This window comes from Rahnella woolbedingensis (assembly GCF_003602095.1).
In the GTDB taxonomy this organism is placed as follows: domain Bacteria; phylum Pseudomonadota; class Gammaproteobacteria; order Enterobacterales; family Enterobacteriaceae; genus Rahnella; species Rahnella woolbedingensis.
This window is the reverse complement of the sequence record NZ_RAHH01000022.1, coordinates 18238-38859: the sequence shown is the minus strand read 5'-3', so window position 1 is coordinate 38859 and position 20622 is coordinate 18238. Positions and strand designations below refer to the sequence as shown.

The following is a 20622-nucleotide window of genomic DNA, read 5'->3' as shown; positions in this document are numbered from 1 at the left end:
AAGCACTTTTTTGGAGAAAGTATAATGAGCAACGTTCCAGCAGATTTGAAATACGCCCCTTCCCACGAATGGGTCCGTTCAGAAGGCAACGGCGTTTACACCGTAGGCATCACCGAACACGCGCAGGAATTACTGGGCGACATGGTTTTCGTGGATCTGCCAGAAGTGGGGCGCGAAGTAGCTGCCGGTGAAGACTGCGCCGTGGCGGAATCCGTTAAAGCGGCTTCCGATATTTACTCTCCAATCAGTGGCGAAATCGTTGCTGTTAACGGCGAACTTGAAGGTTCCCCGGAGCTGGTCAACAGCGAGCCATACGGCACTGGCTTCCTGTTCCAGATTAAAGCGTCAGACGAAAGCGAACTGGCTAATCTGCTTGATGCACAGGCCTACGCTGCTTCCGTAGACGAATAAGAAAGATTGCAAGACCGCCCCGCAACCCGCTTGCGGGGCACATCCAGACCCGTAGCTTTTGTCAGTATCCCAAGACACCTCCAGCAGATTTCAGGAATGCGTAGCAAATGACTCAGACTCTCAGCCAACTCGAACACAGCGAAGCCTTTATCGGCCGCCATATCGGTCCGTCTTCCCAGCAGCAGCAACAGATGCTGGAAACGGTCGGTGCGGATTCCTTAAACGCGCTGATCCAGCAGATCGTTCCGGTCGATATTCAGTTGCCGGGACCACCGGCCGTCGGCGATGCCGTGACGGAACATCAGGCTCTGGCTGAGCTGAAAGCCATTGCCAGCCAGAACCAGCGCTACAAATCCTACATCGGTATGGGCTACAGCGCGGTGCTGACGCCGCCGGTTATCCTGCGCAACATGCTGGAAAATCCGGGCTGGTACACCGCGTATACCCCGTATCAGCCGGAAGTATCTCAGGGCCGTCTTGAAGCGCTGCTGAACTTCCAGCAACTGACATTAGATCTGACCGGTCTGGATCTGGCTTCTGCCTCTTTGCTCGACGAAGCGACTGCTGCCGCCGAAGCGATGGCACTGGCAAAACGCGCCAGCAAACTGAAAGACGCTAACCGTTTCTTCGTGGCTGACGACGTACATCCGCAAACGCTGGACGTCGTTCGCACCCGTGCGGAAACGTTCGGTTTTGACATCATCGTCGATAAAGCCGAAAAAGTGCTCGAGCTGGAAGGCGTGTTCGGCGTGCTGTTACAGCAGGTTGGCACTACCGGCGAAGTGCACGATTACACGGCGCTGCTAGGTGAGCTTAAATCCCGCAAAATTATCACCAGCGTTGCCGCTGATATTATGGCACTGGTGCTGCTGGCCGCACCGGGCAAGCAGGGCGCAGACGTGGTCTTCGGCTCCGCGCAACGCTTTGGCGTGCCGATGGGTTACGGCGGTCCGCACGCGGCTTTCTTCGCCTGCGTAGACGAATTCAAACGTTCCATGCCGGGCCGTATTATCGGGGTTTCCCGTGATGCTGCTGGCAAAACTGCACTGCGCATGGCGATGCAGACCCGCGAGCAACATATCCGCCGCGAGAAAGCCAACTCTAACATCTGTACCTCGCAGGTTTTACTGGCCAACATTGCCAGCCTGTATGCGGTATTCCACGGCCCTGAAGGCCTGAAACGCATTGCGTCACGCATTCACCGCCTGACCGACATTCTGGCCGCAGGCCTGAAACAGGGCGGCCTGACGCTGCGCCACAACACCTGGTTCGACACGCTGACCGTTGAAGTCAAAGACAAAGCCGCCGTGCTGGAACGCGCGCTGAGCTTCGGTCTGAACCTGCGTACCGATATTCACGGCGCGGTCGGTATCACCCTCGATGAAGCGACCTCCCGCGAAGACGTTCAGGTGCTGTTCGCTGCCCTGCTGGGTGACGACAACGGCCTGGACATCGACAAACTGGACAAAGCTGCATCGACTGACAGCAACTCCATTCCTGCGGCGATGCTGCGTGTGAACCCGATCCTCACCCATCCGGTCTTCAACCAGTACCACAGCGAAACCGAGATGATGCGTTATATGCACCGTCTGGAGAAAAAGGATCTGGCGCTGAATCAGGCGATGATCCCGCTGGGCTCCTGCACCATGAAACTGAATGCTGCAGCAGAAATGATCCCGATTACCTGGCCGGAATTCGCTGAACTGCATCCGTTCTGCCCGACAGAACAGGCTGGCGGTTATCAGCAAATGATTGGTCAGCTGTCACAATGGCTGGTTCAGCTCACCGGTTACGACGCGGTTTGTATGCAGCCAAACTCCGGCGCACAGGGCGAATATGCCGGTCTGCTGGCTATCCGCCGCTACCACGAAAGCCGTAACGAAAGCAGCCGTCACATCTGTCTGATCCCAAGTTCAGCGCACGGCACTAACCCGGCATCCGCGCAGATGGCGAGCATGACTGTGGTGGTGGTCGCGTGCGACAAACAGGGCAACATCGACCTGAGTGACCTGCGTGAGAAAGCGGCGAAAGCAGGCGACGAACTGTCTTGTATTATGGTGACTTACCCGTCAACGCATGGCGTTTACGAAGAAACCATCCGCGAAGTTTGCCAGATTGTGCATCAGTACGGCGGTCAGGTTTACCTCGACGGCGCGAACATGAACGCCCAGGTCGGCATCACGACGCCGGGCTACATCGGCGCGGACGTTTCGCACCTCAACCTGCATAAAACCTTCTGTATTCCGCACGGCGGTGGCGGCCCGGGTATGGGTCCTATCGGCGTGAAATCGCATCTGGCTCCGTTCGTTCCGGGTCACAGCGTGGTGCAGATTGATGGCGTACTGACCCAAAACGGCGCGGTTTCTGCGGCACCGTTCGGCAGCGCTTCTATCCTGCCAATCAGCTGGATGTACATCCGCATGATGGGCGCGGAAGGTCTGAAACAAGCCAGCCAGGTTGCGATCCTCAATGCGAACTACATCGCCACCCGCCTGAAGGACGCCTATCCGGTGCTCTACACTGGCCGCGATGGTCGTGTGGCGCATGAATGCATTCTGGATATCCGTCCGCTGAAAGAAACTACCGGCATCAGCGAAATGGATATCGCCAAACGTCTGATCGACTACGGATTCCACGCGCCAACGATGTCCTTCCCTGTGGCAGGTACGCTGATGGTTGAGCCAACTGAATCAGAAAGCAAAGTGGAACTGGATCGCTTTATCGATGCGCTGCTGGCAATCCGCAGTGAAATCGACCGCGTGGCGAAAGGCGAATGGCCGCTGGAAGACAACCCGCTGGTGAATGCACCGCACGTGCAGAACGAGCTGGTCAGCGACTGGAATCATCCTTACACCCGCGAAGTGGCGGTATTCCCGGCCGGTTACGACAACAAGTACTGGCCGACCGTGAAACGTCTGGATGACGTGTACGGAGACAGAAACCTGTTCTGTTCTTGCGTACCGATGTCAGATTACGAGTAAAACTCGTTTTAACTGAGGCCGCCATTATTTGCGGCCTCAGTTAACGTCAAAATCAAGGTCGTGGGCGCCGGCCCACACCGGGTTAAGGTGCGTAAACGCGCCCCTGAACAATCCTGCGTTTTTTCACTCCGCGCTGTCGCATTCACGACGGACCTGTTCCGTAACAATAGTGAGTGGCGCAAAATGCCATCGCTGCGCGATTCCCTCATTTCAGGCTTCGAGCCTTTCGGTCTCGAACCGTTCATTCGGTGTCATTTTTAAGCACGCCAATCGACATATCTGAGAGATAAAAAAACAGATTGCTGTTGAATTTTCCTCTTCTACACTTTTCTCACTTTCTAAAAAGGGGTCACTCATGAAAATCGCTCTCGTCACTGGCGCCAGTCGCGGTATCGGCCGTGCAACGGCTCTTCTCCTTGCCCAGCAGGGTTACGCTGTCGGCGTTAATTACGTCAATAACGAAACCGCAGCGCAATCCGTCATTGATGAAATCCATCAGGCCGGGGGTAAAGCGATAGCGCTGAAAGCCGATATCGCTGATGAAGCGCAGGTTGTGGCAATGTTCAAACGTCTGGGCGAAGAACTCGGGCCGGTCACCGCGCTGGTGAATAATGCCGGGATCTTGTTTCAGCAGATGACCATTGAAAATCTCTCCGCCGAACGTATCAACAAAGTGCTGTCCACCAACGTGACCGGTTACTTCCTGTGCTGCCGCGAGGCGGTGAAAATCATGTCGCATCGCCATGGCGGAAAGGGCGGGGCGATTGTGAATGTGTCTTCGGCGGCTGCCCGTCTGGGTGCGCCGGGTGAATATGTGGATTACGCCGCGTCGAAAGGCGCGGTGGATACCCTGACCACCGGTCTGGCGCTGGAAGTGGCGGCGTACGGTATTCGCGTTAACTGCGTGCGTCCGGGTCTTATCTACACCGAAATGCATGCCAGCGGCGGTGAGCCGGGGCGTGTCGATCGCGTGAAAGCCAACCTGCCGATGCAGCGCGGCGGCCAGCCGGAAGAAGTGGCCGAGGCGATTTCCTGGCTGCTGTCGGATTCCGCGTCCTACGTCACCGGCAGCTTTATCGAACTGGCGGGCGGGAAATAGAGACAGAACGGGGAGCGTTCCCCGTCCTTAGCTTGCTTTAATTCTCCATTAAAAATGTCACCGGCGCACAAACGGCAGTGACCTCACAGAAACGTTCTCCGCTGAGCACTTCTTCTGCCAGATTCGACGGCACCACTCCCTTCGCTGATTTCACTTCACCGGTTTTCACCGGATATGCGCAAGGGTTCCACCCGCGTATGACCCAGTGATCGCCACGTTGCGACTTTTTCAGCGTGCTGAAATGCAGCGGCGTGTCCCAGCTCAGTAAACTGTAATCTGCCGGGAATTCCCGCCCGTGCGGATTAAGCCGGAAGCGTGACCAGCCGGTAGCCAGATACGCCAGCATCGGTGTTTTCCATTCTTCCACCCGCCGCCAGAAAGCCGCATCAGGCGCGCCGGTCAGCGGCATTACCGCCAGTGAACAATGATGAATGCCGGGGATTTGCGATTCAGGCGAAGGCAGAACCATACCCGATGCGCGTCCCGGCCGGTAAGGCATATTGGCGCGTCCCAGCCAGCCGACGCTGCGCAGTAAAGTGATCGCCAGCACATCGTTTTGCGCTTCGGGGATTTCATACTCGCGCAGTCCTTCGGTCACCGTGCACAGCCCGCGTTGTTCATCGTGCATCATCACCAGACTTTGCATCGGATACAGCGCAGCGGGGGCTTCGCTCCAGTTTTCCTCCTGCCACATTTTCATCGCGGCAGATTGATTGTCGCGCTGGAAAAGCCCGAACGGCTGGTCAGCGAAATGCACCCGACTGGCCGCGCCGGTCGGCATCAGTACCTGCAAACGATGATCGCGAGTCTGATTATCCACGGTGATATCTACGTTCAGCTCCGGTGAATTGTGCGCCAGCGTCAGGGTTATCGTGACATCAAGCTTTGCCTCCGTCAGCCCCTGCTGCCGTGAGTCCAGATCCTGCGGAACCGGCAGCCGGTAACGCAACACCATCCGGTTAAACAGACTGCCGCCATCGGTGTGACATTCCAGTAAATGGCCGTCACCGGTAATTTTCCAGTCTTCCTCCGGCGGCGAATAATTGTAGTTATCGCCCGCATCCCCGCCGTCCACCAGTTGCAGTAGCTGGTGATAATGCTGGCCGCTACGTTTGTCGGTCAGCGTCAGCACGCCGTGCGCATCGGCACGCAGATGCAGAAAATGATTCTCCAGCTGATGAGGATTTACCGTATGCGCAAGATGCCGGGAGACTTCACCGGGTTTAAACCACAGCGTGGTGTAGCCGCAAGCCGGGATATTTTTCACTTCCACCTGCAACTCGCATTTACGGAACCAGGTCGTTTCGGTGCTGTTCGACAGCTCCTGCACCACCGTCGACATATCCTGCGGCTGTTCGCTCACCAACTGCCAGTGACAGTCGTTGCCGTGGCTGTCGCACAGGCGAAAATCACGTTCAGGCGTCATTACCGTCAGCCTCACGGCTCCGCTGCGGGTTCGTGGCAGGCTGTTAAACAGCACGATTTTTGTACCGTCCTGCGTGGCGGTGATGCCTTCGCTGAGCTTCTGGAAGTTGAGATCCAGCAACTGCTCCGCCATTTCCAGGCCGGATAGCAGACGGTTTTTCACCATCGCATTCACGCGATCCGAATTGCAGCCGCCGATGCTGTCATGGGCGTGAGATTTCATCGCTTCGCGCCAGAGAGTGTCCACGGCGGTTTGCGGATATGGCAGGCCGAGCGCGGCATTGAGCGTCAGCAGCGGCTCGAGATACTGGCTGACCGTTTTCTCCAGTTTCGCATTCAGTTTTTTGATATCGATGCGGGTCGAGAAAATGCCGCGATGGATACGCATATATTTCGGGCTGAGCAGCTCGCCGTGATAGTCCGGCAGCTTTTCGCGCTGTGTTTCCAGCGCCGCAAAAAAGTCACTGAAACTGCTGTTCACAAAGCGGAATTCATCCTGCTGCTGATTCAGTGCCTGCAACATTTCCGGCACCTGATATTCAAACGGCGACTGGTCATTGCCGTTAGGTAACAGAATCTGGTCGGTGGCGGCAAACTGCGCCTGTTTGTGGCTGGCTTTCAGCACCACCGGCAGCGCCTTTTGGGTCTCAGCAGGTAACCATTTGGCGCAGCCGTAACCCCAAGGCAATACCGCCGCGGTGACCTGACTGCCGTCGTCGCTGTGCCAGATAAACTCGGTTCTGGCGACGTCGTGCTCGCTCCAGCCACGCCAGAGCACTGCGTGACGGATGCCAAACTGATTCAGAAACATCGGCAACTGCGCGCTCTGGCCGAAGGAATCCGGCACATAACCGACCGGCATTGGCGTGCCGTATTTGCACGCGCCTTCAATCCCCAGCAGCAGATTACGGGCGATAGATTCCGCACCCACCACCAGAAAATCGGTTTGCGTATACCACGGGCCGATGAGGATCCGCCCGTCGCGAATAAGCGCGGTCAGGCGCGCAAGATTTTCCGGCGCGACCTGCAAATAATCGTCGAGGATCACCGTCTGCGCATCGAGCACGAACGGCGGCAACTGCGGATCGGCTTCCAGCCGGTTAAGCAGATCATCCATAAAATAATAAAGAACGGCTTTGGAATCATTTTCAGTGAAATACCATTCACGATCCCAGTGGGTGTGCTGAATCAGATGGACGGTTTTCATTGGCGGTTCACCTTAAATTTGGGGGCAGCAGAGGCGGCGGGTTTAATCACGGTTTCGGTATCACCGTGGCGGAATACCAGCAAGGATCCGAAGGCGACCACCGCAGAACCGGCGGCAATCGACAGCACATAAACCGGCCAACCATCCACTGCCAGCCAGCCATAGAAACCGGAAATAGGCGCATGATTCACGGCACCTAAACCGACCGCCATGGCCGCACCGAGCGCGGAGCCCACCACGTTAATCACAATAATTTTCGGATTCGACAGCGCGAAAGGAATGGCCCCTTCGGACACGCCGATTAGCCCCATCAGCGTCGAGGCTTTGCCCGCCTCGCGCAGGGATTCGGGGAAACGTTTTTTCCACAGTAATGTCGCGACGCCTAAGCCAATCGGCGGAATGATGATCGCCACCTGCGCCGCAGTATTCGGGTCATAAATGCCGGAAGCCAGAAGTGCCATCGCCGTCGTCACTGCCGCTTTGTTCACTGGGCCGCCGAGATCAAACCCGACCATGCCGCCGATCACCGCCGCCAGCAGGATTTTATTGGTGCCGGACATCGTCATCAGCCAGGCTTCCATACCGCGATTCAGCGCCGCCAGCGGAGTGCCGACCACAAACGCCATGATGATGCAGGTCAGCAGCGTGCCGCCGACCGGCAGAATAAAAATGGGTCCGGCGGAGGCCAGCGCACGCGGCAGTTTAATGAAACGCACCATCCAGCGGACGATATACCCCGCGACAAAACCGGCCACCAGCGCGCCGATAAAACCGGTGCCGAGATTGCTGGCCAGCAGCCCGCCAATCATGCCGGGTGCGATCCCCGGTTTATTCGCCAGCGCGAAACTGATGTATCCGGCGACAACCGGCAGCATCAGCGAAAGCGCCAGGCCGCCGAATCCGTCAAACTGATGCAGCAGTTTCACCATCTGACTGGCGGCCTGCGCGTGACTGTTGTCCCAGATATTATCGATGCCGTACATTGATGCGCCGATACGTGCGATGCCCATGATTACCGCACCGGCGATCACGAAAGGCAGCATGTACGAAACGCCGGTCATGATGGCGTTTTTCACATCCGTGCCGACGTGTCCGCCACCGCCTTCTGCCCTGAATTTAGCCATTAGCGACCTCCTGTTCGATCGCTTCGAAAACGGCGTCGCCGTGTTTGATCGGATCACTGACGCTGCATTCGAGCGTGATCATGCCGTCGAAGCGTTCTTTATTATTGATGGCAACATCGGCGGCAAGAATAACGCCGTCGGCACGCGCCAGATCTTCTTCGGTAATGACATTTTCAGCCCCCAGACTCCCCTGAGTTTCGACTTTAATTTCGTGTCCGCGTTTTTTTCCCAGGACTTCAAGCGATTCTGCGGCCATATAAGTATGGGCAACACCGGTCGGGCAGGCAGCAATACAAACGAAATACATAATGAATACCTCGGGTTTGGCATGATTTCAGACATAAAAAAAGCACAACGGCGAAATTGCGCGTTGTGCCTTCTGGGGAAACAACAAAAATAAAATCAGACTCCGTGGCCGGAGCGCCGCTCAGACGATGGCAGCAACGCAACTGACTGACTAAATGCGATAAATTACAAAACGCCAGAAGCTGACGTAACTGAACCACCAGACGAACGCTGACGGAAATAGCCTTATGATCCGCATGGGAAATAAACGGCGGCTTTTTGACTTCCTGAAACAGAGAATTTCCGGCGCAGCACCACAGCTGTTTCCACTGGTCACTGAAATCCGCAGAGTTTATTTCGGCGCTTTCTTCTGTGGCCGCACTCAGATTATCGACAGAGTTAAAACAGCAGCATCCCAATATAAACGCTTTTATTCCGCAGACTGGCGTCAGCAGAATCAGTAACAGGCGTTTAATATCGGAAGATAAAAACATAAGTGCTCCGCAAAAAGTGAACCTGTAGTAAACAGGAATCGGAAAATGAGCGCTGTGATGTTCTGCACAAACCCTGCTCACTCCCTTCAAACGGTCAATTCCACGCAAACGGTCATTAACGGTCATAAGAAAGCACGAGGAATTGTGACCGTTTGCAAATCTGTCGCTGTCTTATTGCAAGGCAAATGACGATTTAATGCCGTTCCCGCCACAGATCCAAACTTTAACATTTCATCTTTTCTCAGCTTTTCGTGACAACTATCACAGGACGATTGTGGCAAAAAATGCGCACAGTCGCCTTTGAGGCACTGCGCATTCCGTAAACATCCGGCTGCGTATCCTAATCGACATCGGGAAAGAGGAATCACCACATGCTGCCAGTAGAGCGACATCGTTATATCACCGAAATTCTCAGCCAGCGCGGGCGCATTCTGGTGCAGGAAGTGGCGCAGTTATGCCGCATCTCGCTGGAGACGGCGCGGCGGGATCTGGCGCTGCTGGAAAAGCGCGGCGTGTTGTTACGCAGCCATGGCGGCGCGGTGTTTATGGAGCATTCGGCGGCGGAAAAAACCTACGTACCGTCGCAGATTGAACAGGGCGAATCGTTTCGGGATCGCAGTAATCAGTCGCCGGACAGTAAAACGCGCATCGCCAAACGGGCATTACAGCTGATCAATCCTGGCGATTGTCTGCTGCTCGACAGCAGTTCCAGCAGCTGGTTTCTGGCGCGTCAGTTGCCAGACATTCAGCTGGTGGTGCTGACCAACTCGGTACACATCATTCAGACACTGGCGGTAAAAGCCAACGTACGGGTGATCGGGCTGGGCGGTGAGTACTCGGCGAAATACGAAGATTTTGTCGGCGTACTGGCCGAACAAATGCTGAAAGAGTTCGTCATCAACAAACTGTTTTACTCCTGTCACGGCATCAGCCACGAAGGCGGTATCCGTGAAAGCAACGAACATCATGCGCGGCTGAAACAGCAAATGCTGCTTTCCTCCGAGCACAAAATTTTGCTGGCTGACTCCAGCAAATTCGGCCGCCGCTCTTTTGCGCGGATCTGCCACTACCGGGAAATCGACACACTGATAACAGACCATCTGGAGGATGAAGAATTCCGCCAGGAACTGGCCTGGAGCAACGTTAATGTGATTGAAGTTTCTCCGTCACCCCTACAGAAAAAAACTAAAAACAGCCGCAACGGCCCGTTAGCTGCGGCAAATAACTGACCTACCAGGAGAGTAAACATGATCAAGAAATCCGTTCTTGCCTGCCTGTTCGCCACAGCCATGTTGTCCCTGTCGGCGCACGCCGCCGACAAAATCCGCATGGGCGTGGTAGTGAAAGTGGGCGGTAACGCCTGGTTCAACGCGATGGAAGCCGGGATCAAAAGCGAAGCCGCCAAACGCGGGATCGATGCGTGGCAGGTCGGGCCGACCAGCGCGGATCCCGCATTGCAGGTGCGTGCGATTGAAGATCTGATTGCCCAGAAAGTGGATGTGATCGGCGTGGTGCCAAACGACGCCCGCGTACTGGAGCCGGTACTGAAACGTGCTCACGATGCCGGGATCAAAGTCATCGTGCATGAATCGCCGGATCAGAAATATGCCGACTGGGATTTCGAAATGGTCGATGCCACACAGCACGGCATTAATCACATGGTCGCGCTGGCGCAGTGTATGAAAGAGAAGGGCGATTATGCGGTGTACGTCGGCAGTCTGACCGTGCCGTTGCATCAGAAATGGGCCGATGCCGCCATCAATTACCAGAAAGAACACTATCCGAATATGCATCTGGTCGGCGACAAATTTGGTGTGGGTGAATCACTCGATGACAGCATCCGTACCACTAATGACCTGATGTCCAAAGACGCCAACCTGAAAGGCATTCTGGCGATTGGTTCTCAGGGCCCGATTGGCGCAGGCCGCGCGGTGCTCAACCGTGGCAAAACTGACGACATCTGCGTATTCGGGCCATTCAGTCCGGGCCAGGGCGCAAGTCTGGTGAAAGCGGGAGCCATCAAAGGCGGCTTTATCTGGAACCCGATGGTCGCCGGTGAAGTCTTCGTGCGCATCGCCGAGAAGCTGGAAAAAGGCGAGAAAATCACTGACGGCATGACCATTGAAGGCATGGGCAAAGTGAAAGTCGACGAGGCAACGCACACCATTCTGGGCAACGAAACTGAAAGCCTGGATAAAGCGAACCTGCCGAAACTGGTCAAAATGGGGCTGTAATCATGGCAATCTCCGAGATCATTCAAACAGACAACGCGCCGCTGATTGATGTGCAAAACCTGTCAGTGACGTTTGGCGGACAGCGTGCACTCAACGACATTTCCCTGCGGCTGATGCAGGGCGAAGTTCACTGCCTGGCGGGCACCAACGGCTGCGGAAAAAGTACGTTGATCAAAGTGATCTCGGGGGTTTATCAGCCGGATAACGGTTGCCAGATCACGCTCAGTTCGCCGTCCGGCGGCAGCCAGAGTTTCAGCAAACTGTCACCGGATCAGGCGCGGCAGTTTGGCGTGCAGGTGATTTATCAGGACCTGTCGCTGTTCCCGAACCTCAGCGTGTTCGAAAACATCGCCTTCGACCACAACCTGCAAGGGCTGATGGGCTGGTACCGTCCGGCACGCCTGCGGGAAACCGCGCAGCGCATTCTGACAGAACTGAATTACACGCTGGATCTCGACAGCAAAGTGTCCACGCTGCCGATAGCCCAGCGCCAGCAGGTAGCGATTTGCCGCGCGCTGGTGGCCGATGCGCGGCTGGTGATTATGGATGAACCGACCGCCTCGCTGACCCGCACCGAAGTGAATCAGTTGCTGCGCACCGTGCATTATCTGAAAAGCAAAGGCATCAGCGTGGTGTTCGTCAGCCATCGCCTGGATGAGGTGCTGGAGATTTCCGACAGCGTGACGGTTATCCGTGACGGCAAAAGAGTCGGTACGTTCCCGGCATCTGAAGTCAGCAGTGAACGCCTGACCGAACTGATGACCGGTCTGAAACTCGATTACCGTCTCAAAGCCGCCAACATGAATGACGAACGCATCATGCTGGAAACCGACAAACTCAGCCGCGCAGGGCAGTATCACGACGTCAGTTTCAAACTGCACGCCGGAGAAGTGCTCGGTTTATGCGGGCTGCTTGGCAGCGGTCGCACCGAGCTGGCGCTCAGCCTGTTTGGCATGACCAAACCGGACAGCGGCAAAATCTACCTCGACAGCAAACCGGTGCGTTTTCGCAGTCATGAAGACGCGATCAAATCCGGCGTCGGTTACGTCTCGGAAGACCGTCTGACACTGGGACTTATCCAGCAGCAGTCGGTCGGTGACAACACCGTGCTGGCGATCATGGATCAGCTGCGCAGCCGTTTTCATCTGATCGACGAATACCGGAAAAACAAGATCATCCAGCAGTGGATCGAAAAACTCGGCGTCAAAGTCGCCAGTCCTGATCAGGCAATTTCCACGCTTTCCGGCGGCAACCAGCAAAAGATCGTGCTCGCGAAATGGGTACTGACGCAGCCGAAAATCCTGATCCTCGATTCGCCTACCGTCGGCGTCGATGTCGGCGCAAAAGCCAGCATTTATCAGCTGATCCATCAGCTGGCGGAAGAGGGGATTTCCATTCTGCTGATTTCCGACGAAGTGCCGGAAGTCTATTTCAACTGCGATCGCGTGCTGCATTTCAGTGAGGGCACGGTGGTCGGGGAATATCTGCCGGGCGCGATTACCCAGCAACAACTTGCGGAGGCGGTCAATGCTTAAGCTCAGCCGGTTACGCCCGTCCAGTAACGAAGGCTATTTAGCCTGGGTATTGCTGGTGGTGATCGTCACCTTTTCATTACTCACCAACCAGTTTCTGACTTTGCAGAACCTGCTGGATCTGACCGAAAGCTACGCCGTCAGCGGCATCTTTGCTCTCGGCCTGTTTGTGGTGCTGGTCACAGGCGGTATCGATATTTCGTTCGCTGCCGTGGCCTCCGTCGTGCAGTACATCATCGCTACGCTGGCGATCCACTACGGCCTGAGCAGTCCGGCTGGCAGCATTTTACTGGCGGTCGCCATCGGCACCGTGCTCGGAACTATCAACGCTATTCTGATCTACTGCCTGCGCATTGTGTCGATCATCGTCACCATCAGTATGCAGTCACTGCTGTTCGGCATGCTGATGTGGCTGACCAACGGCACCAGTCTGTACGACCTGCCGGACTGGCTGACCACGCCAATCCGCGTGCTGCCGTTCAGCGTCGGCGAGCAGCATTATCAGATTGGTTTGCCGGTAGTCGTGATGCTGGCCGTCGCAGGGCTGAGCTGGGTCTTGCTCAACAAAACCCATCTCGGACGCCAGCTGTTTGCCGTCGGCGGTGACCAGGAATCCGCGCGCCGTATCGGTATCCGCGTCGGGTTGCTGCATCTGTTTGCTTACGGATATCTCGGCGCGATGGCGGCGATTGGCGGACTGGTACAGGTGTATCGCGTCGGTGAAGTAGTGCCGAATGCGCTGGTCGGCGGTGAGCTGGATGTGCTGGCCGCAGCCGTCCTCGGCGGTGCCAGCCTCAACGGCGGCAAAGGCAGCGTGGTCGGCACACTGATGGGCGTGTTCCTGATTGGCGTGCTGAAAAACGGCCTCAACCTGATCGGTGTTTCCAGTTACTTCATGAACATCGTCATCGGCGTGGTGATCGTCGCCGCCATCACCGTCACCCATTATAAGAAACGCAAAGAAACCGAAGTCGGCTTCGCCTGAGGAAAACCGCTATGTTCGCAAAAAGCAGAAATGTGAGTCTTAAAGCGAAGCCCGATGCGCGGCCTCGCCTTAAAATCGGCAACCTGAAAATAGACAATACGACGCTGGGATTATCGCTGTTATTGCTGGTGGTGATCATCGGGTTCAGCGTGGCGATGCCGGGGCGTTTCTTCAGTGACGCCACTTTTACGAGCGTCGCCTTTCAACTGCCGGAACTCGGTTTACTGACGCTGGCGATGTTTATCCCGATCCTCAGCGGCGGCCTGAACCTGTGCATTATCGCCACCGCTAACCTGACCAGTTTACTGATGGCGTGGGTGTTTCTCACCTGGCTGCCACCGGATGCCAGCATGGCGATGCAGGCGGTCTGGCTGACGCTGGCGCTGGTCGGCGCAATGATTCTGGCGCTGGTGATTGGCATGCTGACCGGCGCGCTGGTGGCGTATGTCGGCGCGCATCCGATTCTGGTGACGCTGGCGACCATGACCATGGTGAACGGCGTCGGGATTTACCTTTCACGCGGCGCGGCGATCAGCGGAATGCCAGATATCGTGCGCTTTATCGGCGCAGAAACCCTGCTCGGCGTGCCGGTTCCGCTGATTATCTTCCTGCTGACGGCGGCATTAATTGCGGTGTTCTTAGAACGTACCCCCCTCGGCAAATATATCTACATGAGCGGCAGTAACATCAACGCTACCCATTTCAGCGGCATCAATACCCACCGCGTACTGATCGCCATCTACGTGATTTCCAGCATGTTATGCGTGATTGCCGGGCTGATTATGATGGCGCGCTTCAACTCGGCGCGCATGGGGTACGGTGATTCCTATCTGCTGCTGACGGTGCTGGCCATCATTTTGGGCGGCACGGATCCCAACGGTGGATTCGGCAAAGTCGCGGGCGTCGTGCTCTCGCTGATTGTCCTGCAGGTGATTTCCACCGGCCTGAACCTGATGAACGTCAGCCCGCATTTCAGTCTGGCGATGTGGGGCGCGGTACTGATTGTGGTACTGGCGCTGAAATTCTTCCGCAGCCGTTATCTGCAAAAAAGGGCGGGGCGAATGAGCGCTGCCAAAGCGCGGGCGGCTCAACCTTAAACACCTTTTTAAAATTGCCTCTGACTTAGGAAAACATCATGGAATACAAAATTTCTCCGTCGCTGATGTGCATGAGCCTGATCGACATTAAGCAGCAACTCGAAGTGCTGAACCGCCGCGCAGACATGCTGCATATCGACATCATGGACGGCCATTACGTCAAAAATATCACGCTGTCGCCGTTCTTTATCGAGCAGATCCGCCCGTACACGCCGCTGGTTCTGGACGTGCATATGATGGTGGAAAATCCGGCTGACTTTATCGAACCGATAGCCCTTGCCGGTGCCGATTTTATTTGTCCGCACGCCGAAACCATTAACCGCGACGCGTTCCGCATCATCCATCAGATCCGCTCGCTGGGTAAAAAAGTCGGCGTGGTGCTTAACCCCGCGACGCCGGTAGAGTACATCCAGCACTACATTCATCTGCTGGATAAAATCACCGTGATGACCGTGGATCCGGGTTATGCCGGTCAGCCGTTCATCCCTGAAATGCTCGGGAAAATCGCTCAGCTGCGTGATCTCAAACAGCAAAAAGGTTACCGCTATCTGATCGAAATCGACGGATCCTGCAATCTGCGTACTTATCAGGACTTGATGGGCGCGGGCGCAGAAGTGCTGATCGTCGGCAGTTCCGGCCTGTTCACGCTGGACAACGATCTGGATGTTGCCTGGGACAAAATGCTCGATCAGATGCGTCAGGCGCGTCACGCAGCCTGAGGGCAGGAGAGCCGTATGCCACACTTTCTTGGAGTGGATGTCGGGGGCACCAATACCCGTTTAATGCTGATGGACAGCCAGCAAAATTTTCGCGGCTACCACAAAACTCCGACCCAAAGCTGGGCGGGGCAGACTGACCCGTTGCAGGGACTGGAAAACCTGATCACAACGTATTTGCAGGAGCAGGATCCGCATCATCAGGTGGCGCAGGTCATGCTCGGGCTGCCGGGCATATTGTCGCGTGACCGGCAAACGGTATTGTCGCTGCCGTTTATCTCCGCGCTGGATAACCAGCCGGTGGCGGCGCGGCTTTCAGCGCGTTTGCATCTGCCGGTGGCGATGGATAAAGACGTTAACCATCTGATGTGGTGGGATTTAACGCAGCACAGCGCGCTGCCGGATGTCGCCGTCGGGCTGTATCTCGGCACGGGTCTTGGCAACAGTTTGTGGATCAACGGGGATTTTTACCACGGCGCGCACGGCGGTGCAGGCGAACTGGGGCACATTCCGCTGGCGGGGGATCCGCTACTCTGTCCATGCGGCAAAACCGGCTGCGTCGAGACGCTGACTTCCGGCAACTGGCTGACCGGCTGGGCGCGGCAACATGCGCCGCAAACGCCGTTCGCTGACCTGTTTGTGCGTCATGCAGGGCATGTGGATTTAACCGAATTTGTGGCACGACTGGCGCGCACTGTCGCCAGCGAAATGAACATTCTGGATCCCGAATATTTAGTGCTGGGCGGCGGTGTGCTGGCGATGGAAAACTTCCCGCTGGCCGAACTCGAACAGCAGTTACGCAGTCATTTACGCAGTCCGTATCCGGCGAACGGGCTGACTATTCATTTCAGCGCCGTCACCGACGAGACCGGTTGTCGTGGCGCGTGTTTAGCCGCACAGCGCGTTTTTCCGACGCAGCCAGCTCTGGCCGCCGGAACATTTTCCTTCAGGAGAGAGGCATGAACAAAGGCAAGGTATGCGTATTTGGTTCTTTCAACCTCGATATCGTCGCAGGCATGGCGCGTTTCCCTAAACCGGGAGAATCCCTGATTGCCCGTAACAGCATGATGGGCGCGGGCGGTAAGGGCGCAAACCAGGCGGTCGCTGCGCTGCGCGCCGGTGCGCGGGTGCATTACATCGGCAAAGTGGGGCGCGATGATTTCGGTATGTTTGCCCGCCGTCACCTCGACAGCGCCGGTTTTGATGCTGTCACGCTGTTTTCCACCAGCGAATGCCCGACCGGCAACGCGCTGATTTATGTCGCCGGAGCCGATGCGGAAAACATGATTGCGGTCGATCCGGGTGCCAATCTGACCGTTACCGACGAAGAAGTCGAACAGTGCCGTCCCGCTGTCGCGGCGGCGGATATCCTGCTGACCCAGCTCGAAAATAATCTGCCAGCGATTGAAAAACTGATCGGCATCGCGAAGGACAACGGCACCTACATTATCCTCAACCCCGCGCCGTTCCAGCCGGTTTCCGATCATCTGCTGGCGCAGGTGGATTTACTCACCCCGAACGCTACGGAATGCACGCTGCTGACGGGTATCGACGTCCGCGATATTCCCTCCGCCGGACGCGCCGCCCACGCGCTGCACGCCAAAGGGATCCAGGCGCTGATCATCACCTTAGGCACCCAGGGCGCGCTGCTTTCGGCGAACGGTGAAACGCAGATTATCGCCGCCTGTCCTGCCACACCCGTCGATACCACCGGTGCAGGCGACGCCTTCAACGGCGCGCTGGCATCACAGCTTGCCGCCGGTGCCACGCTTTCAGACGCCGCGCAGTTTGCATCCGCTTATGCTTCTGTTTGTGTGGAAAGGGCCGGTGCGGCGACATCGATGCCGACATACGAAGAAGCGCGGGATAGAATGGGGGTTGCGGTGGTTTGAGTCGGTTTTGTTTTGCTCCTCCCCTTCGCAGGGGAAGAGCAAAACAGAGGCTAAAATTACTTCAGCCAGCCCTGCTGATGGGCGTTATCCAGATGACCGCGGATATGCAGCCAAAGCTGTGGATGGATATCGGCGATAAAGGCATTACGCGCCAGTACCTGCTCCAGACGGATATTGTTTTCCACCCAGCTCTGACCCTGATTACTCAGGTTCATGACCATCGGCATTACGCGGTCGATCACCAGCGCAAAACGCGCTTCCGGGGTTTCGCCCGCTTCGTATTCATTCCACAAATCCAGGAACTGCGTGCTCAGCGGCGCAGGCAGCAGGCCAAACAGGCGGTTTGCTGCAATGATTTCCTGATCATGAACCGCCGCGCGGGCAGCAAGATCGTAAACCAGCACATCACCGGCATCGATTTCCACGATGTCGTGGATAAGCGCCATACGGATGACTTTATTAATATCCACACCTTCCGGCGCGAAAGGTGCCAGCGACATCGCTGCGACGGCGAAATGCCAGCTATGTTCCGCGGAGTTTTCCTGACGCTCAGTGCCTAACACTTTGGTGCGGCGTTGCACGCTTTTCAGCTTGTCGATTTCCATCAGGAACTGAAAAACTTCGGTCATTGCTCCGAAATTCAGCGGAGTAGTTGCTGCAGACATAGTCAAACCTTAGTCATATTGACGACATTAATAACGGCGTTATCAGAGATTTCCGGTACACCTTAATCGCTTGATGACAAAAAATCATGTTTTTGGGTGCGGAAAATCCCGCTGTCGTCAAAATGTCACATGGGTAAATTATAAACAAAGTTAATGAATTGAAGGAATTCCAGTCAGAGTCATAATGAAATGATGATCCCGCTAAGAGACTGTTACATCGGGAAATACTCATTTTAAGCTTACAGGTGTACACTGGAATAGTTCTCAGCTAATCTGCTCGCGGTATGTTTTATAATCAGCAGGAATAAACGGCTGAAGACTGCAATATCTTGTGTATTTTCATAAATTTTGTCTCGAGGGTTCTCAACGTATGGGTAAGTTGTCACCATCACCACAGGGATATCCGTGGGCTGAAGAAATCGCCAACAGCCTGAGTCATGGCGTTGGTCTGGTATTTGGGATTGTCGGTCTGGTGTTGTTACTGGTTCAGGCGGTGGGCGAAAACGCCAGCGCGATGGCCATCACCAGCTACAGTTTGTACGGCGGCAGCATGATTTTGTTGTATCTGGCCTCCACGCTGTATCACGCGATACCGCATCAGAAAGCCAAATACTGGCTGAAAAAATTTGACCACTGCGCGATTTATCTGCTGATCGCCGGGACCTACACGCCGTTCCTGCTGGTCGGGCTTAACTCCCCGCTGGCGAAAGGACTGATGGCGGTGATCTGGGGGCTGGCGCTGTTCGGTGTGATTTTTAAACTGGCGTTTGCGCACCGTTTTGAGGTGCTTTCGCTGGTGACGTATCTGACGATGGGCTGGCTGTCACTGATTGTGATTTACCAACTGGCGACCAAGCTTTCGTTAGGCGGCGTGACATTACTGGCGCTGGGCGGCGTGGTGTATACGCTGGGCGTCATTTTCTACGCTTCGAAACGGTTTCGTTTCGGTCACGCTATCTGGCACGGATTTGTGCTCGGCGGCAGTGCCTGTCACTTTTTAGCCATCTATTTTTACGTCTGATTTGTGTTGTGAAGTCAGTAAAAGGAAAGCGGAGCCTGATGCTCCGCTTTTTTGTGCCTGCTATTTATCAGCCCACCATTGCACCAGCGAAGGCACCGGTCGTAAATCGTAGTGCGCATCACCCAACAGGTGATTGAGGATTTTCGCCGAGCGCCACGCGGTGAGCGTCAGCTGACCTTCGGCGCTGCCGTGACTGTGAATACCGGCGTTTACCGCATAAATCCGGTTCTGCTCCGGCCCGTCCCAGCGCAGATTGAAATTCGGCTGCAGCGGCAAATGCTGCTCGCGGTCATAAGGAATGCGGTTCAGCAACGGCTCAAGATAATCCGGTAAACCGGGACGGTAACCGGTCGCCAGGATCACGATATCGGCGCTGAAATGCTCCTCGCATTTTTCCAGCCCGTGTTTTGCCTGCAAACTGAAATCCCCCTTGGCGTTACGCACAATATGATCGAGCGCGCGGTGCGGCAGTAAACGCACGTTGCGCGGCTGATGCAGTACGTCGAAACGGTGATAAAGCTGCTTATAAATATCTTCCAGCGTGTGATAACTGATGCCGTCTGACGGTAATTTTTGCGTTTCGATTTCCTGCCCGCGCACGTCTTGCGGCAGCGTATAGAAGTAATTCACATACTCCGGTGTGAAATACTCATTAGTGAAGATGGATTCATCCAGCGGCTGAAAATTCGGGCGTCGTGATATCCAGCTCAGTTCGGCGAACTCGCCCCAGTGGCCGCTCAGCGCGTTGAGAATAATGTCAGCGCCGCTTTGTCCCCCACCGATAATCGCCACGCGTTTGCCGGTGAAATCAGGCTCACGCAGTTCTATTTCGGCGGCATGGAAACAGTTATCCCCCAGCGCCGCCCGCGCCGGTTTGGGGATCCACGGCGCATGGCCGGTGCCGAGGCAGATATTGCGCGCGCGGTGTTCGGCTTTTTCACTCTGCACAATAAATTCCTGCCGCTTATCGTCGAAATCGATTCGCTCAACCGGCTCTGAGAAATGCAGATCAGGGATGCGGTCGCACGCCCAGCGCAGATAATCGGAAAACTCGTCGCGGCTGATAATCAGCTGTTCCGTCGCCAGAAAGCGGTAAATTTTTTTCTGTTCCACCAGATAATTGATGAAAGAAAATTCGCTGCGCGGGGCAACGGTGGTCACCAGATCCTGCAAAACATAGGTTTGCATGGTGGCCGTCGGCAGCAGCATACCGGGGTGCCAGCTGAATTCCGGATTAGCATCAAAGAAGGCGGCGTTGAGTTTTCCGGTATCTTTTGCCATCGCGGCGAGACTTAAGTTAAAGGGACCGATACCAATACCTATCAAATGCTTCGCGGACATCTTTCTGTTCCTTATGTTTTTAGGATATTTTGGAAACTCTGTTAAGCATAGGCCAGCCGTCAGTTGCTGACATTTTTCTCGATAACTTCTCGAAATATTCCTAAACTCAGTGA

Annotated in this window: 17 protein-coding genes; 12 read left to right on the top strand and 5 right to left on the bottom strand. The window is 55.6% G+C overall.

Annotated elements, in window-relative coordinates:
- Window positions 1-24: 24 nt before the first annotated feature.
- From gcvH to D6C13_RS17720, 3 genes are all read left to right on the top strand, one after another.
- Entirely contained in the window at window positions 25-411 is a 387-nt protein-coding gene (gene gcvH, locus D6C13_RS17730; RefSeq protein WP_120134023.1) for a glycine cleavage system protein GcvH, read from the top strand.
- A gap of 107 nt (window positions 412-518) precedes the next feature.
- The gene (gene gcvP / locus D6C13_RS17725) at window positions 519-3392 is read left to right on the top strand and encodes an aminomethyl-transferring glycine dehydrogenase (RefSeq protein ID WP_120134022.1); all 2874 of its coding nucleotides are present in this window, start codon (window positions 519-521) and stop codon (window positions 3390-3392) included.
- Window positions 3393-3747: 355 nt separating this feature from the next.
- The gene (locus tag D6C13_RS17720; RefSeq protein ID WP_120134021.1) at window positions 3748-4491 is read left to right on the top strand and encodes an SDR family oxidoreductase; all 744 of its coding nucleotides are present in this window, start codon (window positions 3748-3750) and stop codon (window positions 4489-4491) included.
- Between the two features lie 37 nt (window positions 4492-4528).
- On the opposite strand, the gene D6C13_RS17715 is transcribed toward D6C13_RS17720, so the two are convergent.
- Genes D6C13_RS17715 through D6C13_RS17705 form a run of 3 tightly spaced genes read right to left on the bottom strand, consistent with a single transcriptional unit; the run spans window position 4529 to window position 8554 of the window.
- Window positions 4529-7123 carry a glycoside hydrolase family 38 N-terminal domain-containing protein gene (locus D6C13_RS17715; protein ID WP_120134020.1) on the bottom strand — a complete coding sequence of 865 codons (2595 nt, stop codon included), beginning with the start codon at window positions 7121-7123 and terminating at the stop codon, window positions 4529-4531.
- Window positions 7120-8247, bottom strand: coding sequence for a PTS fructose transporter subunit IIC (locus tag D6C13_RS17710; protein ID WP_120134019.1), 1128 nt, complete (start codon window positions 8245-8247; stop codon window positions 7120-7122). The genes D6C13_RS17715 and D6C13_RS17710 overlap by 4 nt, the downstream gene beginning before the upstream one ends.
- The gene (locus D6C13_RS17705; RefSeq protein ID WP_120134018.1) at window positions 8240-8554 is read right to left on the bottom strand and encodes a PTS fructose transporter subunit IIB; all 315 of its coding nucleotides are present in this window, start codon (window positions 8552-8554) and stop codon (window positions 8240-8242) included. Before D6C13_RS17705 ends, D6C13_RS17710 begins: the two co-directional genes overlap by 8 nt.
- Before the next feature lie 843 nt (window positions 8555-9397).
- Here D6C13_RS17705 and D6C13_RS17695 point away from each other — a divergent pair.
- Genes D6C13_RS17695 through rbsK form a run of 8 tightly spaced genes read left to right on the top strand, consistent with a single transcriptional unit; the run spans window position 9398 to window position 17482 of the window.
- Window positions 9398-10255, top strand: a complete 858-nt coding sequence (locus D6C13_RS17695; RefSeq protein WP_120134016.1) for a DeoR/GlpR family DNA-binding transcription regulator — start codon at window positions 9398-9400, stop codon at window positions 10253-10255.
- A gap of 18 nt (window positions 10256-10273) precedes the next feature.
- Entirely contained in the window at window positions 10274-11260 is a 987-nt protein-coding gene (locus D6C13_RS17690; protein ID WP_425272724.1) for a substrate-binding domain-containing protein, read from the top strand.
- 2 nt (window positions 11261-11262) lie between these two features.
- Window positions 11263-12795 carry a sugar ABC transporter ATP-binding protein gene (locus tag D6C13_RS17685; RefSeq protein WP_120134015.1) on the top strand — a complete coding sequence of 511 codons (1533 nt, stop codon included), beginning with the start codon at window positions 11263-11265 and terminating at the stop codon, window positions 12793-12795.
- Window positions 12788-13777: an ABC transporter permease gene (locus tag D6C13_RS17680; RefSeq protein WP_120134014.1), complete on the top strand. Its 990-nt coding sequence runs from the start codon at window positions 12788-12790 to the stop codon at window positions 13775-13777. Before D6C13_RS17685 ends, D6C13_RS17680 begins: the two co-directional genes overlap by 8 nt.
- An 11-nt stretch (window positions 13778-13788) precedes the next feature.
- Complete coding sequence (locus tag D6C13_RS17675; RefSeq protein WP_120134013.1) at window positions 13789-14874, top strand: ABC transporter permease; 1086 nt, start codon at window positions 13789-13791, stop codon at window positions 14872-14874.
- Window positions 14875-14912: 38 nt separating this feature from the next.
- Window positions 14913-15593 carry a D-allulose 6-phosphate 3-epimerase gene (alsE, locus tag D6C13_RS17670; protein WP_120134012.1) on the top strand — a complete coding sequence of 227 codons (681 nt, stop codon included), beginning with the start codon at window positions 14913-14915 and terminating at the stop codon, window positions 15591-15593.
- A 15-nt stretch (window positions 15594-15608) separates the two neighbouring features.
- Window positions 15609-16553, top strand: a complete 945-nt coding sequence (gene alsK, locus D6C13_RS17665; RefSeq protein ID WP_120134011.1) for an allose kinase — start codon at window positions 15609-15611, stop codon at window positions 16551-16553.
- Window positions 16550-17482 (top strand): ribokinase, encoded by a 933-nt coding sequence (gene rbsK / locus D6C13_RS17660; RefSeq protein ID WP_120134010.1) that lies wholly within the window; start codon window positions 16550-16552, stop codon window positions 17480-17482. The genes alsK and rbsK overlap by 4 nt, the downstream gene beginning before the upstream one ends.
- A gap of 56 nt (window positions 17483-17538) precedes the next feature.
- Here the strand turns inward: rbsK and D6C13_RS17655 are convergent, their stop codons facing one another.
- Complete coding sequence (locus tag D6C13_RS17655) at window positions 17539-18147, bottom strand: HD domain-containing protein (RefSeq protein ID WP_120134009.1); 609 nt, start codon at window positions 18145-18147, stop codon at window positions 17539-17541.
- Window positions 18148-18517: 370 nt separating this feature from the next.
- Here D6C13_RS17655 and trhA point away from each other — a divergent pair, with 370 nt between their 5' ends.
- The gene (gene trhA / locus D6C13_RS17650) at window positions 18518-19168 is read left to right on the top strand and encodes a PAQR family membrane homeostasis protein TrhA (protein WP_120134008.1); all 651 of its coding nucleotides are present in this window, start codon (window positions 18518-18520) and stop codon (window positions 19166-19168) included.
- Window positions 19169-19228: 60 nt separating this feature from the next.
- Here the strand turns inward: trhA and D6C13_RS17645 are convergent, their stop codons facing one another.
- On the bottom strand, window positions 19229-20509 hold the full coding sequence (locus D6C13_RS17645) for a lysine N(6)-hydroxylase/L-ornithine N(5)-oxygenase family protein (protein WP_120134007.1): 1281 nt from the start codon (window positions 20507-20509) through the stop codon (window positions 19229-19231).
- Window positions 20510-20622 lie beyond the last annotated feature (113 nt).

Coding starts and splice junctions, on each gene's coding strand:
- gcvH (WP_120134023.1), top strand. CDS start 25: ATGAGCAACGTTCCAGCAGATTTGAAATACGCCCCTTCCCACGAATGG.
- gcvP (WP_120134022.1), top strand. CDS start 519: ATGACTCAGACTCTCAGCCAACTCGAACACAGCGAAGCCTTTATCGGC.
- D6C13_RS17720 (WP_120134021.1), top strand. CDS start 3,748: ATGAAAATCGCTCTCGTCACTGGCGCCAGTCGCGGTATCGGCCGTGCA.
- D6C13_RS17715 (WP_120134020.1), bottom strand. CDS start 7,123: ATGAAAACCGTCCATCTGATTCAGCACACCCACTGGGATCGTGAATGG.
- D6C13_RS17710 (WP_120134019.1), bottom strand. CDS start 8,247: ATGGCTAAATTCAGGGCAGAAGGCGGTGGCGGACACGTCGGCACGGAT.
- D6C13_RS17705 (WP_120134018.1), bottom strand. CDS start 8,554: ATGTATTTCGTTTGTATTGCTGCCTGCCCGACCGGTGTTGCCCATACT.
- D6C13_RS17695 (WP_120134016.1), top strand. CDS start 9,398: ATGCTGCCAGTAGAGCGACATCGTTATATCACCGAAATTCTCAGCCAG.
- D6C13_RS17690 (WP_425272724.1), top strand. CDS start 10,274: ATGATCAAGAAATCCGTTCTTGCCTGCCTGTTCGCCACAGCCATGTTG.
- D6C13_RS17685 (WP_120134015.1), top strand. CDS start 11,263: ATGGCAATCTCCGAGATCATTCAAACAGACAACGCGCCGCTGATTGAT.
- D6C13_RS17680 (WP_120134014.1), top strand. CDS start 12,788: ATGCTTAAGCTCAGCCGGTTACGCCCGTCCAGTAACGAAGGCTATTTA.
- D6C13_RS17675 (WP_120134013.1), top strand. CDS start 13,789: ATGTTCGCAAAAAGCAGAAATGTGAGTCTTAAAGCGAAGCCCGATGCG.
- alsE (WP_120134012.1), top strand. CDS start 14,913: ATGGAATACAAAATTTCTCCGTCGCTGATGTGCATGAGCCTGATCGAC.
- alsK (WP_120134011.1), top strand. CDS start 15,609: ATGCCACACTTTCTTGGAGTGGATGTCGGGGGCACCAATACCCGTTTA.
- rbsK (WP_120134010.1), top strand. CDS start 16,550: ATGAACAAAGGCAAGGTATGCGTATTTGGTTCTTTCAACCTCGATATC.
- D6C13_RS17655 (WP_120134009.1), bottom strand. CDS start 18,147: ATGTCTGCAGCAACTACTCCGCTGAATTTCGGAGCAATGACCGAAGTT.
- trhA (WP_120134008.1), top strand. CDS start 18,518: ATGGGTAAGTTGTCACCATCACCACAGGGATATCCGTGGGCTGAAGAA.
- D6C13_RS17645 (WP_120134007.1), bottom strand. CDS start 20,509: ATGTCCGCGAAGCATTTGATAGGTATTGGTATCGGTCCCTTTAACTTA.